Annotated in this window: 11 protein-coding genes; 7 read left to right on the plus strand and 4 right to left on the minus strand. The window is 45.6% G+C overall.

Annotated elements, in window-relative coordinates:
- The first annotated feature begins 2 nt into the window (after positions 1-2).
- From JZO70_RS02545 to JZO70_RS02560, 4 genes are read left to right on the plus strand one after another with little or no spacing between them, the layout of a single operon-like run.
- A complete protein-coding gene (locus JZO70_RS02545; RefSeq protein ID WP_207671970.1) occupies positions 3-713 on the plus strand; it encodes a WxL domain-containing protein in 711 nt (236 codons plus the stop codon).
- A 47-nt stretch (positions 714-760) separates the two neighbouring features.
- A complete protein-coding gene (locus JZO70_RS02550) occupies positions 761-1,831 on the plus strand; it encodes a WxL protein host-binding domain-containing protein (RefSeq protein ID WP_207671971.1) in 1,071 nt (356 codons plus the stop codon).
- 22 nt (positions 1,832-1,853) lie between these two features.
- The gene (locus tag JZO70_RS02555) at positions 1,854-2,177 is read left to right on the plus strand and encodes an EF2685/EF0750 family sortase-dependent surface protein (RefSeq protein ID WP_207671972.1); all 324 of its coding nucleotides are present in this window, start codon (positions 1,854-1,856) and stop codon (positions 2,175-2,177) included.
- Positions 2,158-5,730 carry a WxL domain-containing protein gene (locus JZO70_RS02560; protein WP_207671973.1) on the plus strand — a complete coding sequence of 1,191 codons (3,573 nt, stop codon included), beginning with the start codon at positions 2,158-2,160 and terminating at the stop codon, positions 5,728-5,730. The genes JZO70_RS02555 and JZO70_RS02560 overlap by 20 nt, the downstream gene beginning before the upstream one ends.
- Before the next feature lie 122 nt (positions 5,731-5,852).
- Here the strand turns inward: JZO70_RS02560 and JZO70_RS02565 are convergent, their stop codons facing one another.
- Entirely contained in the window at positions 5,853-7,631 is a 1,779-nt protein-coding gene (locus JZO70_RS02565; protein WP_207671974.1) for an ammonium transporter, read from the minus strand.
- 433 nt (positions 7,632-8,064) lie between these two features.
- Between JZO70_RS02565 and JZO70_RS02570 the strand changes: the two genes are divergently transcribed.
- Positions 8,065-9,087: a hypothetical protein gene (locus JZO70_RS02570; RefSeq protein ID WP_207671975.1), complete on the plus strand. Its 1,023-nt coding sequence runs from the start codon at positions 8,065-8,067 to the stop codon at positions 9,085-9,087.
- A gap of 87 nt (positions 9,088-9,174) precedes the next feature.
- Here JZO70_RS02570 and JZO70_RS02575 read toward each other — a convergent pair whose 3' ends face one another.
- Both JZO70_RS02575 and trkA read right to left on the minus strand, forming a co-directional pair.
- Positions 9,175-10,614, minus strand: coding sequence for a TrkH family potassium uptake protein (locus JZO70_RS02575; RefSeq protein WP_207671976.1), 1,440 nt, complete (start codon positions 10,612-10,614; stop codon positions 9,175-9,177).
- Between the two features lie 11 nt (positions 10,615-10,625).
- A complete protein-coding gene (gene trkA / locus JZO70_RS02580; RefSeq protein ID WP_207671977.1) occupies positions 10,626-11,987 on the minus strand; it encodes a Trk system potassium transporter TrkA in 1,362 nt (453 codons plus the stop codon).
- 193 nt (positions 11,988-12,180) lie between these two features.
- On the opposite strand from trkA, the gene JZO70_RS02585 reads away from it, so the two are divergent.
- Positions 12,181-12,948, plus strand: a complete 768-nt coding sequence (locus JZO70_RS02585) for an ABC transporter ATP-binding protein (protein WP_207671978.1) — start codon at positions 12,181-12,183, stop codon at positions 12,946-12,948.
- A complete protein-coding gene (locus JZO70_RS02590) occupies positions 12,938-14,239 on the plus strand; it encodes an FtsX-like permease family protein (protein ID WP_207671979.1) in 1,302 nt (433 codons plus the stop codon). The genes JZO70_RS02585 and JZO70_RS02590 overlap by 11 nt, the downstream gene beginning before the upstream one ends.
- Positions 14,240-14,285: 46 nt before the next feature.
- Here JZO70_RS02590 and JZO70_RS02595 read toward each other — a convergent pair whose 3' ends face one another.
- Positions 14,286-14,852, minus strand: a complete 567-nt coding sequence (locus tag JZO70_RS02595; RefSeq protein WP_207671980.1) for a methyltransferase family protein — start codon at positions 14,850-14,852, stop codon at positions 14,286-14,288.
- Position 14,853 lies beyond the last annotated feature (1 nt).

Genomic DNA, 14,853 nt, shown 5'->3' on the forward strand with positions numbered 1-14,853 from the left:
TCATGAAAAAAACGAAATTACTAGCTACAGGTTTACTCATTGCTGCAACATTATTAGGAGGCGCCGCATCTACTCTAGCCGCAACTTCTAATGCCACCATTATTCTTGACCAAGGTACCGGTGCCGGAAATCCTAGTGATCCTAATAACCCAAGTCAAGAAAATCCCAATGGTGATGTCATTCCTACCGGCGAGGCAGGTCCATTGATCTTAAAAGTGGTTCCTTACTTTAATTTCGGTGAACAAACTGTCGAACAAACCGGTGGTACTTATAACGATACTGAGGCTAACAACACTTATATTGAAGTACGAGACAATCGGAATGCCGCGGTTGATGGCTGGACGGTCACAGCTTCTAGGACTGAGTTCGCAAATGGCGATGGACAGTTGGAGGCGCGTTTATCTATACCTAGCGGCGTCATCCGCAACAGTAATGCTACCGCCGCTCAAGGTAATACCGCCGGACCGCAAACACAAATCACTAATGGGTCAATTGTCTCTAATACTCCTAGTGATATTCCAGTTGGTCCCACCAATACCTTAAGTGTTTTATCAACAACTCAAGGCAGTAACCAAGTCGGTAAAGCTAATACCACCAGTGCATTGAACCAAGGTTCTACTCGGGCTCAATTGAACGTGGCACCTGGTGATGCCACTGCCGGAACCTTTGCTTCCACCATCACTTGGACTGTCACTGCTGGTGCGGGTGCTTAAAAGCTTCCGTTTGAAACAACGATTTTGTTAGAAAGGATACGAATAAAGTGAAACAGTTGAAAAAGATTTTTACTGTCCTGACCTTCATATTACTGGCTTTGACGCCTGTGATCGCTTCTGCCCAAGACAGCAGCGATCCTGGCGAAGCGGCTGAGTTTAGTGCAACTAAAATTGCGCCCACCTCTCCCCAAGTCGATCCCAACAGTGCGTTTTACGATTTGCTGGTTCAACCAGGAGATGAAGTAACTATTCAGGCTGAATTAACCAATTACAGCGCCGATGAGAATACCATCAAGATGGGAAACTATACCACCTTCACCAATGATAACGGGGAGATCAATTACTCGGCGCCCATGCCAGAAGATCGCCAGGATAAAAGTTTGGAACTGCCTTTCTCATCGATCTCCTCCTTGATGGAAGGCGATACTGTGACACTTGCTCCTGGAGAGAAAAAAGTTGTTTCGATGGGGATCAATATTCCGCAAGAAGCACCAAATGGCGTCATTTTAGGTTCTTGGTATTTTGAAAAACAAGGAACTAACACCGAAGCACCCGATCCGGATCAGGGCGGGGTTCAGATCGATAACCGTTTTGCCTATGCGATGGCAGTCAAGCTGACGGTGCAATCAGAGATCGGCTCACCGAATATGAATCTTCTGAAGGTCGAGCCGGGACTAAACAATTATCAAAAAGTGATCAATGCCCAGGTGCAAAATGATCAGGCAGCCATATTGAGCGAGCTGGCCATTACTGGCGAGATCACTCGCCAAGGCAACGATCGGGTATTGCTGAATCAATCGCTGCAAAATCGGGTTATGGCCCCTAACTCCAACTACAATGTTCCCTTTTTCTATGGCGAACGTCAATTGGAGCCAGGCGACTATACTATGCATTTAAAGGCCACCACCACCGATCCAAAGTGGGAGGAACAAACTTGGGAATGGACCAAAGATTTCACCATTACCCGGGAACAAGCCGATGAAATCAACCAAGCGGCGGTCAACGATCCCGAGCCGGAGCCTAATTATTTAGTCTACGTCTTAATCGGAATCATCCTGTTGCTGCTGTTAATCTTGCTGATTGTTCTCTTCCGTAAAAAACGTAAAAACGATCAATAACAGAGTTCAAGGAGGGAAAGCAATGAAGTCTAAGTCAATCATTATCAGCTGTTTACTAGTGCTAGGCTGCTTCGTTGCTCTTCCTCTTTCTGCTGTTGCCTCCAACGCTGACTCCGAGGTCGCTATTAGATTCTCGGACTGGGCCGACGAGCCTGGGCAAGAACCGACTGAATCTGCTGAGACTCCAGCCGGTGGCGGTGTTTCCGATTCTGGCAAGCACTATCCGCAAACGGGGACACAGCTTACTCAAACCTTGACAGTACTTGGCCTGCTACTAAGCGGCTTTGTACTGTTTGTGATTTATAAAAGAAAGAAGGAGAAAAACAATGAAGAAGAAAGTCACTAAGCTTTTTTTCAGTACCATTTTGATTTTTAGTCTCTTGTTTTCTCCTGCTGCCTTTTATTCCTTTGCCAGTGAAAAGGAACTTCCTGAAGACAACCTGGAGCTTTTACTTAATGGCGAAGCTTCGGCTGAAATCCAGGAGTCCGACACCCAAGTAACCTTGAGCTTCACCTATCAAACACTAGCTCTTTCTACTGAAAATTCTTTGCCGGAACCAACTAAGACGACGGAAGAATTACTACTTGAGCTGCCAAAAGGCGTTTCGTATGAGTCAGAGAAAAATTCTCAGCTAGACTCAGCGATTCAACAAGAGGAGCGAACACTAACGATTGATTTGTCACAGGCGAAAGATCAGTCGGCGGTAGTTTTGACGGTGAACCCTGAAGAGCTGACTGTTTCTTCTGAAATATCTGGCAAGCTGTCTGTTGTTGGTTCAACGGTAGGACAAGCCAGTGCTGAATTAACCAAAAGTACTACTGAAGCTGAAGAGTCGCAAAGTTCAAAAGCAGCTGCCCCAAGCGCAAACGATGCACCTATACAAGAAGTGGCACCGTTAGCTGAAGGCGACCTGGAGTTAGGCATTCCGACACAACGGACCTTGCCAATTGCACCGGTAACGCAAGATCAGTATGCCAATGTCAGCTATTTTGACGTGGGTTCTCGTGCTGAATGGGATGCCGCTTTAACAACAGCCAATAACAATGCCCAAGAAATTACATATATCAATATCACGCAAGACTTCCAGATGTCGGCGGTAACCACCGTTGTCGATGGCGCCCAAATCGCGACAACCACCCGCGCCGATAAGAAGCTGGTGGTGGAAGGCAACGGTCATACAATTGATTTTCGCGATTTAACCATGCGCTTTAATGGCGCCAATTGGGATTTGGTTTTTCAAAACTTGAACGTCTTCAATGCGAATGACTGGGGAATCGCGGATGCTTATAATGTCACCGGCTTTCCTATCATTACCGTTCATAACTATGTACAATACGGAGGCCAAGCCTTTGAAGGCTCTCGGGGCAAGATCATTATTTCCGGCAATACCTCCATGACCAGCAGCAATACTGAGAGCTATGTATCACCGATTGATCAGCAGACGGTGCAAAGCGATCAGCGGTTTGTCGGCGGGAACGGGAGCTCCAATGTTGAGGTGGGTGAAGTTTATATAAAAACCGGCTCTACTATTCGGATGGATAACGGCCGCTACGGCAGCAATTTTAGTGTTGCTACCGGCGGGAATTTCTATATCGAAGACGGAGCACAGACCGAACTTACATTAAGCAATTTGGAACAGCCTCTTAGCCCTAACGGTTGGGGCGGCTATCAAGACTATTCGCCGTCGAACATTTCCATCGTTGCGGGGATTTCTGCCCAGCCGTGGCCAGCTAATTATCGCCCTGCCTCTTTGCAGGGACGGACCAACAGTATTTATTTTGGCGATAATGCTGCTGTCACTATGGAAAACGGCGCTGCCCGCCGGCGTAATGCCGGACTGATTCAATTTATGCTAGGAAATGGCCTCTTTGAGTTAGGCGATAACGCCAGCTTTAACGGCTATATTGCTGAAAATACGGCCGGCGGCGGCTTGTTCTTGTCTCCGATGTTTTTTTCCGGCGGCGGAACGATTGTTTTAGGCGACAATGCCGACTTTAACTTAACTGTGGGTCAACTGCCTGATGCTGTCGGCTCCAATGAATTCGGAACTGTCACTGGCGATGCCATTTATTTCGCTGGATTAGGCAGTATCCAGATTGGGACGGGGGCTGATTTTAGATTGAGAAGTGCCAGCACCACCACTACCGGGCTGATTTTCATGCCGACGGCGCCTTCTTCCATCCAATTAGCTGATCAAGCAACCTTTGATGTCGGCTTCTTGCAACCAGCCGCCAATCCGCTGATTTACCTATTTGGAAACATTCGCGTTCCGCAAACTGGGAATTATGTCCATCAAATCGGGAATTGGACAAGCGGGCAATTCGGCGACACGCCTAGCGAACTTTTCCGGCCATTGGATCAGACTGTTTTGACTTATGCCGGAACGGTTGTTACTGGCAGGCAAACCCAAGTCGCTGCCACCTTTGCCGATAATGGTGTGGTTGGCAGATTTAGTACCGACTTCACTTCGTCTGCTCAGCGTTTGCTGATTCGGCCGCTAGTTCAAGAAGTTGAGTCGATTGACCCGATAACCAATCAGACTCAGAGCGAATATACGGTTACTGGGACGGCACAGCCGCCAGGTGAACCGGTGGAATTATCCGGCGGCCCCTTTGATGATCCATCTTTGACGGCTGCACAAAAGCAGACGGTCATCCAAGATGATGGTACGTATCAATGGCAAGGTGCTTTACCAAGACCCTTTTACTATGGCGATACCATCCGAGCTACTTACGTTCGTGATACCGCCAAGTATGCGGAAACGGCTGTTCAAGACGTGACTGCTCCCACTGGCACTGGCCGAACGGTTCACGTAGCCGAAAATACGATGATTCCCAATGCCGAGACTTTTATCGCAAGTGTTGCCGATACAAATCCGGCCCAAACCGATAAAGCGGCTTTCAATTATCGCTTAGTTAACGGGACGATCGCAGCTGGTACTCCCGCGGCAATTAGCACAGAGGAAGAAACACAAACGTATCAAGATCAAGTCATTATCGATGATACTCGCGGCAATGAATCGGAGCCGGTTGATGTGACTTTGGTGGTTCATCGAGCCGATACCATTAACACGATCCGAGCCAACAATCTGACTCGGCGCTACAGTGATGTCGCCGAATTCGAAGTAGGATCAGCTGGATATGAGTCTTATCTGCTTGGTCAATTGAATGCCACAGCTCAAACTATTGTTGATGGTGAAATCGTTGATTTGACCGCTGAGGTTACGATTGGTAATTTGGCTTCAATTCCGACTGACGTTGGAGGTCCGTATCCGATCCAGCTAGTGGTTCCGGCGACTGCGCAAAACCAGTTGGCTCAAGACCTAACAACCACCGTGAATCTATCGGTGCTTTCTAATATCGTGAATCCCCGCGATCCTTCTTCTAGTGAATTTATAGAAGACCCGGAAAATCAAGGGACCGGCGAAAATGGTGATTTACGTTTGGACTATGTTCCTACCCTGTTTGATTTTGGCGCGGGCGTCATCCAATGGACCGATCGCACCTATTCTGCTCAAGGAACCGACGATCAATGGGTGCAAATTTCCGACAATCGCAACAATGAATCAGGCTGGGAGCTGAAAGCTTCTGCAACACCTTTTGAATCCGGCAGCGATCAACTATTGGGAGCTAGTTTAATCCTACCGCAAGGTGAAATCTACAACCGCAACAGCGGCGGAACGGTTGATCCGACAGGTCTGGTTTCTCAAGGAGCAGTACCTTTAACCACTAGTCCTACCACCCTATTAACTGGTGATGGCGCAAATTCAAAGGATGAATCCACTTATGTTTGGAAGAAAAACCAAGTGCAATTACGGGTACCGCGAGGCCAAGGCCAGGCTGGTGAAACCTACCAGTCCACGATTACTTGGATTGTGGAGGCAGGGGCTGCGAATTAATAAACTGCAAAAAAGCCAAACTACCTTTTTACAGGCAGCTTGGCTTTTTTCGACGTACTTGCTGTGTGGGCAAGCCGCTAAAGAATGAGAATATGTCAAGCAGGTGGTGTACCTAGCTAACATCAGATTTTGGTGTCGTATCCTTGCAGCGCTTCAGAGCCTTCGTCGCTGTTACTGATACGAATCACGTTTTCCATGTTTGAAACAAAGATTTTGCCGTCCCCTGGGTTACCAGTGTGGAGGATGCGTTTCATTTTTTCCACGACTTGGTGAACCGGGATGCTGCTGACTACTACGTCAACCTTCACTTTCGGCAAAAGCTTGGTTGGAACTGGTGAACCACGGTAGTACTCGGTATTGCCTTTTTGAATGCCATGCCCTAATACTTGAGTGACAGTCAGACCTTCGATCCCGATGTCTTCCAAGCCATTTTTCAATTTTTCCAATTTATTTTCGTTAATCACCACTGAAATCGTGGTAATGTCGGTTTTTTCTTTAGCAGCGGACGGTCGTAACCAGTCTTTGGTTGCCGTTGTCGCTGAACTAGTTTCCTCTACTGTGTCTTCTAACTGGATATTCGCCACATTGGTTGCCAATTCTGGGGTTGGATTCAAGAGTGAACCATTGCCAGCAAGAGCATTTTGCGTCACTGTTTGACCACTGCCATCCGTCATATCTGGTGTAATGACAAAGCCGCTGTATGCTGTTGGCAAGCCATGCTCCATCAAATCCATCCCAGCAATTTCTTCCTCTGCTGAAACTCGTAAGCCGACGGTGTGTTTTAATACGGTGAACAATACCGTAGTTGTCGCGCCAACCCAAGCCATCGTAACAAATACGCCGATAAACTGCGTTCCCAAATAACTCAAGCCGCCGCCATACAACAAACCACCTTCTACAGCAAAGACACCAGTCAAAAGAGTACCTAAAGCGCCACATACCCCGTGAACCGCTACGGCACCAACAGGATCATCTACGTGTAATTTGTTATCGATAAATTCAACCGCAAAGACCATCACAATCCCAGCAATCGAACCAATTGCCACTGCACCTGGTGCACTTACCACGTCACAGCCGGCAGTAATCCCGACTAAACCAGCCAACGTACCATTCAAGGTTAAAGATACATCTGGTTTTTTGTACTTAATCCAAGAAACAACCATTGCCGCAATCGTACCGGTAGCTGCTGCAATATTGGTGTTCACTAATACATTTGATGCTAAAATCATCGTGTCGTCACCAGTCATTGAAGTGGTTGAACCACCATTAAAACCAAACCAGCTGAACCAAAGGATAAATACCCCTAAAGCCGCAAAGGTTAAGTTATGCCCTGGAATCGCCTGTGATTTTTTGTCCTTCGTGTATTTCCCAATACGTGGGCCTAAGATCGCTGCCCCAACAAAGGCTGCTACACCACCAACCATATGAACCGCGGTTGATCCGGCAAAATCATGGAAGCCCATTTCAGCTAAGAAGCCGCCGCCCCAGATCCAGTGCCCAGAAATCGGATAGATAAGACCACTAATGATGGCACTGTAGATACAATAAGCAATGAAACTAGTTCGTTCTGCCATCGCTCCCGAAACGATGGTTGCTGCTGTCGCACAGAATACTGTTTGGAACAACAGGAACGTTGGTGTCGGAAGATCAAAGGTCAGTGTTCCTGAAGCGAAAAAGTTAAATCCGCCAAAGATGGCACTGCTTCCGCCAAACATAATGCCAAAACCAATGATCCAATACAAGACCGTTCCGAAACAAAAATCAATCAAGTTCTTCATAATGATGTTGCCGGCGTTTTTCGCTCTAGTGAATCCCGCTTCTACTAAAGTAAAACCTGCCTGCATGAAAAATACCAGAAAAGCTCCTAACAACGTCCAAATTACGTCTACTGATGAATACATCCTACCAACCCTTTCTTTTTTCGTGTAACCTTATCTAACAAATTACCACCAAAAAAGTTATCCGTCAATACTTTATGTTAGATTATATGACACAAATTCCGTTTTTTTCAGCTCAACGCTTTTATTATGTAATATTTAATGACATACATTTGTGATCAGTTACTAAACGCTCCAGCTAAACTCTCTTAAAAATAGCTATTTCTCAAAAAAAATTTTTGCTCATTATTAAATACTGTTTCTTTTGATTAAAATCCCTGGACCTTTAACCTGCTGAATTTTTATATTAATTATTAAAAAAACCAGCTTGCATTTCACATTTTAAATAATTGCTATTTATAGAGACTTTTTTCAACCTGAAAATGACTATTGACCAGAGCAAGCGCTTACGATATATTTATAGCATGATTGATAATTACATAAAAGGAGCAAATATATGACTAAAGTAATCCTACAATTAAAACAATTGAGTGACCTCACTTGCAAGAACCTCGAAAAAAGACTCCAATCCCATTATGAGCTTTACCTTGACGCGGCCTACGTGCTGCAATGTGCCGTGTTTGTGCTGGTACGCAACGCCTTCAGCACTGAAAATTTCTCATGTCTAGCCAAAGAATCGATTTGTACCATCTTATTAGAGCACGATCCCGCTGCTTTGACCTCCGTTCGTCATCTATGCGTTTATTTCCGCTCGTATTTTTCTGACGATGAGTGGAAAAAAGTGAAAGCTCGCCTGTTTAACAACGAGCAAGAATATTTGAAAATAACCGAGGAAACTCGTTTGCATAGCGAAAACCTTCAGCCAATGCTCTACAGCGGCAAACGTGAAGCAGCCGAATTAATGAATATCGTAACCACCTATCGCGATGAGGCCGGCAAAAAACACCGCTGGACCTTAAAAAATGTCGATCCCTGCTATTCTGTTCAAGAGACCACCGAGCTATTGAGCATTTTAAACACCCTTACTATTTTCCAAAAAGAAGACGGCACGCGCCGTTTTACAGAATTGGTTCGCTATGTTTACCATCCAACTACTCCGATTTACGATAGCGAAAGTGAAGAGCAAATCGCCAAAACCCAGGAGCAGCCGGTGGAAGCTCAGAATATTGTCGAAGAAATGAAACCGGTTAATCAAGAACGAACTGAACCCGCACCAACAGAAAAGCAACCAGCAGATACAACAGTCAATACTTCAAGCAAAGGTTCCAACGAACAGGCAAGAACGAAGGCTCAAACAGAAGCTGCACCGTCACCTGATGAAAGCTCGTCACCTGAGCCGGATACAAAACAGCCGCCAAAAGACCCGGACACGCAGAAAAATTCGGACATAAAGGACCAGGTCAAAAACCGACTAATGGGCAATTTACCTGGCTGGCATGGTGAAACGAAAAAGAAAAAGAAGAAAAACAAAAAACCGAAAAATTCCGGAAAGAAAAAGAAGGGGCGCAAGAAGAAATAGCTGCTGATACCAGATTTCAGAAATAAAAAAAGCCGAACGGCCACCTGCGATCGGTAAATCACAGCACGCACACATTCGACTAATTGGCTATCCCTTCCAAAAGGATTTGGAGAACAGGATAAAGATGGGAAATATTTCTAAACGACCTGCCAGCATCACAAAAGACAGGGTTAATTTTGAATAGTTAGACAAAAAGGCAAAGTTTTCCGTCGGGCCGACTGCCTTAAAGCCGGGGCCGACGTTATTGATACAGGTAGCAACTGCCGAAAAAGTTGTTTGGAAATCTAGATTTTCCAGCGATAAAATCAGCAGCGCGACCGCAAAAACTAAAAAGTAGAGCACCAGAAACGAGTGAATATTGTTGAGGGTTTTCGGCGAAACCGCACTTCCTTCAAAATTCACGGTCATGACACTGCGGGAATGCAGCAGCTTTTTGACTTCCTTGACGGCATTTTTAAAGAGCATCAAAATCCGGGAAACCTTGATTCCCCCACCAGTGGATCCTGAGCAGGCGCCGACAAACATTAGCAGCAGCAGAATCGTTTGGGAGAACATCGGCCACAAATCGTAATTGGCGGTGGCAAACCCGGTGGTAGTTATAATAGAAGCAACTTGAAAAACGGCGTAACGAAAGGCTTCTAAATAGGAGTGGTACATGGGCGAAATATTCAAGGTGATTCCGACGGTGGCTAAGGTAATAATCACCAGATAGCCTCGCAGCTCTTCGCTTTTCAGTACCGGCAGAATTTTGCCGATCAAAAAGAAATAGACCAGATTGAAATTGATGCCGAATAAAATCATAAAAAAGGTAATCACGCCATCGATGTAGGCACTGTTGTACAGTCCGATGCCTTCGTTAGTCATGGAAAAGCCGCCAGTTCCAGCCGTGGCAAAGGAATTCAGCACACTGTCAAACAGCGGCATGCCCCCTAGCAGCAGCAAAACAATTTCGATCGCCGTCAACACCGCATAAATGACATACAAAATCCGGGCCGATACCCGGACCTTGGAGACCAGTTTCCCCACCACCGGTCCCGGCATTTCGGCTTTCAAAATATGCATCGAGCGGCCAGAAGCCAAGGGAATAAAGGCTACGGTAAATACCAGTACACCCATACCGCCGACCCAATGGGTAAAGCTGCGCCAAAAGAGACTTGCGCGACTGATGACGTCCAGATCGGTCAAAATCGAGGACCCGGTAGTCGTAAAACCAGAGACCGTTTCAAAAAAAGCATCGACAAATGAAGGGATTTCACCGGAAAAGACTAATGGCAGCGCACCAAAAAAGGAAAGCAGGCACCAGCTGATGCCAACGATGAAGAAGCCTTCTTTAGCATAAATGTTCCGATTTTCTGGCGCCTTCAAGCTTAATAAAGTCCCAACTAAAAAGGTGATGGCAAAAGCAATGCCGTAGGCCGCGACCTCTTCTTCCCCACTGGTTAATGCCACCAGCAGCGGAAGCAGCAGGAAAACCGCCTCAACCTTTAATAATTTACCTAACGTAAACAAAATCATTTTTTTATTCATAATTTCTCGCACTATCTCCTAATGATGTCGTTTAAGCTGCAAATTTTCTTATCAGTGGTGAGAATAACGATGTGATCCTTTAAATAAATCACGGTATCACCCTTAGGAATCACAAAACCCTGTTCACGGGAAATCGCTGCAATCAAAATGTTGTCTTTAAAATTCAAGTCTGCAATGCGTTTATTCACAAAACAAGTATGATCGGTCACCACAAACTCCATCGCTTCGATTTTATCGTTGACTAATTTGTGGAGCGTTTTGACACTGCTGTCGTCATCCTTATTGTTTTTGGCTCGAACGTAACGCAAAATTTGGGTAGCAATAATTCCTTTTGGCGAAATTACGCTGTCAATTTCCAGCTGCTCTAAGACTTGCGAGAAATTCATCCGCGTTACTTTGGCGACGGTCTTTTTCGCATGCATTTGTTTGCCGTACAAAGAAATCACGATATTTTCTTCATCTAATCCCGTCAAAGCCACCAGCGCATCGACATTTTCAATGCCCTCTTCAAGCAGCACTTCTTCTTCACTGCCGTCGGATTCGATAATCATCGTATCTGGTAATTTCCGCGACAGATCCAAACAGCGCTTAGGATTATTTTCGATGATCTTGACTTGAATGTTGTGCTCCGTTAACTGACGGGCCAAATAAAAAGCGATCCGCCCACCGCCAACAATAATAATCCGCTTCGTCTTCTGCTCAAACAAACCAATATCCTGGCAAAAGCGCACCAAATCACGGTGACTCCCCATCACATGAATCCGATCACCCTTAGCCAAAACAAAATCACCATCCGGGATAATCAATTCTTCGCCCCGCTGCACCGCGCAAATCAAGACGTTGGTTTTAGAAATTGTCACTAACCGATACAACGGTACCCCGTTTAGTTTGGTTTTATCGGTTAAACGAAATTCTGCCAGCTCAATTTTCCCACCTACAAAGGTATCTACCTTGAAGGCTGCCGGAAAAAGCAAAATCCGGCGAATCTCATTGGCGGCCTCCAGCTCGGGATTGATAATCATCGACAAGCCCAGCTGATCCCGCATAAAGGAGCGCTGTTTCAAGTAATCTGGATTACGCACCCGGGCGATCGAATTGGCGGCACCCATCTTTTTCGCCATCATTCCCGCCAAAATATTCAATTCATCAGAATCCGTCACGGCAATCACGATATCCGCCTCTGCGACCTCCGCCTCCTGTAAAATGTCAAAAGTCGCGCCATTGCCGGCAATTCCTAAAACGTCGAATTGATTGACGATCTGTTCCACCTTCTCGCCATCCAGATCAATAATCACCACATCATAATCTTCATTGGCCAGTTGCTGCGTCAGTGCCTTGCCTACTTTGCCGGCACCCAAAATGATAATCTTCACGGTTCTCCCCCTACTTTATCTTCCATTTCATTTTAATTCATCCCACTGGGGAATACAACGAAGTGTCGAGACAATCCTTTTATAATTGAGGTTTTATTTGACAGCAGCTTTCATATGTAATTTGCTTTTTCAATTTTTTAGTGTAAAATCCACTGGCTATGCTAAACTTAAATAAAACACTAGGAGCTGACCTATGACCAATATTCTGGAAGTAAAAAATTTAACCAAAGTCTACGAGATTGAAGACACCAGCTACACGGCAATTGATGACCTGAGCTTTTCAGTGAAGAAAGGCGATTTTGTCGCGATTATGGGGGCCTCAGGATCTGGCAAATCAACCCTGCTGAATATTATTTCCACTTTGGACATTGCCAGCTCGGGCATGGTTTTAGTTGGCGACGAAGAACTGTCGCAATTAAAGGAAAAGGAACAAGCCACGTTTCGCAGCCAGCATTTAAGCTTCGTTTTTCAAAATTACAATCTGCTGGCGAATTTGACCCTGCATGAAAATATTGCCCTGGCTCTTACTGTCAAAGGGCATCCGAAAAACGAGATTAATCAACTGGTTTTGGATACTGCTCGGCAACTGGACATTCATGAGCTGCTGCATAAGTTTCCCCATCAGGTTTCCGGCGGTCAACGCCAGCGTTGTGCCTGTGCCCGCGCTTTAGCCACATCACCAGATCTGATTTTGGCTGATGAGCCCACCGGTGCCTTAGACACGCGTTCAGCTAAGCAATTTTTGACCACCTTAAAAGAACTGAACGAAACTAAAGGAACCACGATTTTGCTGGTCACTCATGACGCCATCGCTGCCAGCTATTGCCAACGCATTCTATTCATGCAGGACGGCCGCTTCATTAACGAGCTGACAACTGATCAGCTTTCGCAAAAGGAAACCTTTCAGCTGATCCTGGAAAAAATGGACGCTTTTTTAGGAGATGATGACCATGTATCTTAATTTAACCCTCCGCAACGCCCGCCGTTCACTGAAGGACTATCTGATTTATGTGGTTACCCTGACTGTACTGACGGCGATTATCTGTCTGTCCAACATCGTTTCCACTATTTCGGCTCAGACGGGACTTTCGGGTTCTTCATTGCCTGCGCTGATTTTGCTGATTGCGATCGCCATGCTGGATTATATGAACCAGTTTTTCCTTAAGCAGCGGGCCCAGGAATTAGCCACCTACTCCTTGTTGGGAATCAACAAAGACCGGATCTCCCTCTTAGTTTGTGGAGAATTATTCTTGCTGGGAATGGTTTGCCTGGTCTTAGGCACCGCTTTGGTAGGAAGTTTATTTGCACTGTTCGCCTTCTTTAGCCGCGCTTCTTTATCAATCGAGGTTCCGATCCTAGGCATTTTTGGCCAAAATCTCGGCTATCTGTTGTTAATCGAATTCTTTACGGCCTTGCTGCTAAGAAGAAGAATCAAAAAAGTGCGATTAAGTCAGCTGGTGGATTGGAAGGTTCAGCAAGAGCGCCGTGAAAAACGTTCCCTCCGTTTTTGGAAAAGGTGTTTGGACCTGAATTCGCTTATTACGTTTGGTTTATTCGGGTTAATCTTTTGGGATATTGAAGGACTGGGATTGTCATTAAGCTCGGTCGTCAGTCTGCCGCTAATCCTTAATATTTTCGTCTTTTACAAAACACTGTTTGCCGGACTCAGCCATTATCGGAAGCCGGAAAACGCGGATCTATATACCAACAACCGCTTGGTTCGCATCAGCAAATTATTAAGCAGCCACCGAACAACGGCGGTTCTGTATACGATCTTGTGCCTGTGTCTGATATTCGCCTTTTCATCGCTGATCTTTTCCAGCTTATTGGCCGTCGGAGTCTTTCCAGATTTCTCAGTCGCCGTCTATATGATTTTTCTGCAGCGAATGCTGTGCTTCATCTTTGTCTTTCTTTATTTCACGTTGCTGTCCTTGATCCAAATGATCGACAGCTACCAAACACAGAACGATTTTCGCATTTTGCATTATTTAGGCAAAGATCAGCCAGCCTTGAAAAAGTTTGCGCTAACTGACATCGCCATTCGATTTCTTTTACCAGTTGTTACCTTTGGCGTGACCATCGCTGTGCTTTTGATCGGCTCCTACTTCAGTGATCTTTCAAATCAAGTGACAGAGACCATTTTTGCTTCAGCCAGCAGTTTTCTTGCCCTCTTCATTTTGTTGGGCTGCAGCTTTACCCTGATTTCTTATCGGTTAAACGTGAAGCTGATTGAAAAAGTCCTGCAACCATAAACACCAATAAGCCGGATTCCTTCACTTACTAGGAATCCGGCTTATTTTAGATATATTTTCTGACAGCTGCTTGATAGCAGCGATAACTCTCACCAAAGGTTGCCAGCAGATATTTTTCCTCACCAGCAATCTGGATATGAAAAAGTACTAAAGCAACAATTGCCAGCACAATGTTTATCAAGGTTGGAAATGCCAATGCCACACCAAGGTACAAACAATCAAAGCCCACAAAGGCTGGATTCCGGCTGAACCGATAAATTCCACTTGTAACCAGTTCTGTCTCCTGCTCCTCATCGAAGCCCGCTCGCCAATTATCCTGCATCGTCTTCACTGCGATAATGAAGAATCCCGCTCCCAACAATGCCAGCAGTACACCTAGCCAGCTCAAGGGAAATGAGCTGGGCTCTACGAATATTGGTGACAAAAATTGCAGGATCCCGCCTACCACGGTTACTATCCCCATCAGCAATTCAAAAGCCAACGTCCGCTTGCTCTTCCTGCCCACTCCTAATAAATTCACTTGAACACCTTGTCGTTTCAACAACAACGCTTTTACTAAATAGGCAAGATAAAACAGACACACTAGTCCAAACACCAAAGCTCTTATCAGCATT

Source organism: Candidatus Enterococcus moelleringii, from assembly GCF_017377575.1.
GTDB classification, from domain to species: Bacteria; Bacillota; Bacilli; order Lactobacillales; family Enterococcaceae; genus Enterococcus_A; species Enterococcus_A moelleringii.

What these genes read in the sequence shown, in the direction of transcription:
- JZO70_RS02585 (WP_207671978.1), top strand. Translation starts at nt 12,181, where the DNA reads ATGACCAATATTCTGGAAGTAAAAAATTTAACCAAAGTCTACGAGATT.
- JZO70_RS02595 (WP_207671980.1), bottom strand. Translation starts at nt 14,852, where the DNA reads ATGCTGATAAGAGCTTTGGTGTTTGGACTAGTGTGTCTGTTTTATCTT.
- JZO70_RS02590 (WP_207671979.1), top strand. Translation starts at nt 12,938, where the DNA reads ATGTATCTTAATTTAACCCTCCGCAACGCCCGCCGTTCACTGAAGGAC.
- JZO70_RS02570 (WP_207671975.1), top strand. Translation starts at nt 8,065, where the DNA reads ATGACTAAAGTAATCCTACAATTAAAACAATTGAGTGACCTCACTTGC.
- JZO70_RS02565 (WP_207671974.1), bottom strand. Translation starts at nt 7,631, where the DNA reads ATGTATTCATCAGTAGACGTAATTTGGACGTTGTTAGGAGCTTTTCTG.
- JZO70_RS02545 (WP_207671970.1), top strand. Translation starts at nt 3, where the DNA reads ATGAAAAAAACGAAATTACTAGCTACAGGTTTACTCATTGCTGCAACA.
- JZO70_RS02575 (WP_207671976.1), bottom strand. Translation starts at nt 10,614, where the DNA reads ATGAATAAAAAAATGATTTTGTTTACGTTAGGTAAATTATTAAAGGTT.
- JZO70_RS02560 (WP_207671973.1), top strand. Translation starts at nt 2,158, where the DNA reads ATGAAGAAGAAAGTCACTAAGCTTTTTTTCAGTACCATTTTGATTTTT.
- JZO70_RS02555 (WP_207671972.1), top strand. Translation starts at nt 1,854, where the DNA reads ATGAAGTCTAAGTCAATCATTATCAGCTGTTTACTAGTGCTAGGCTGC.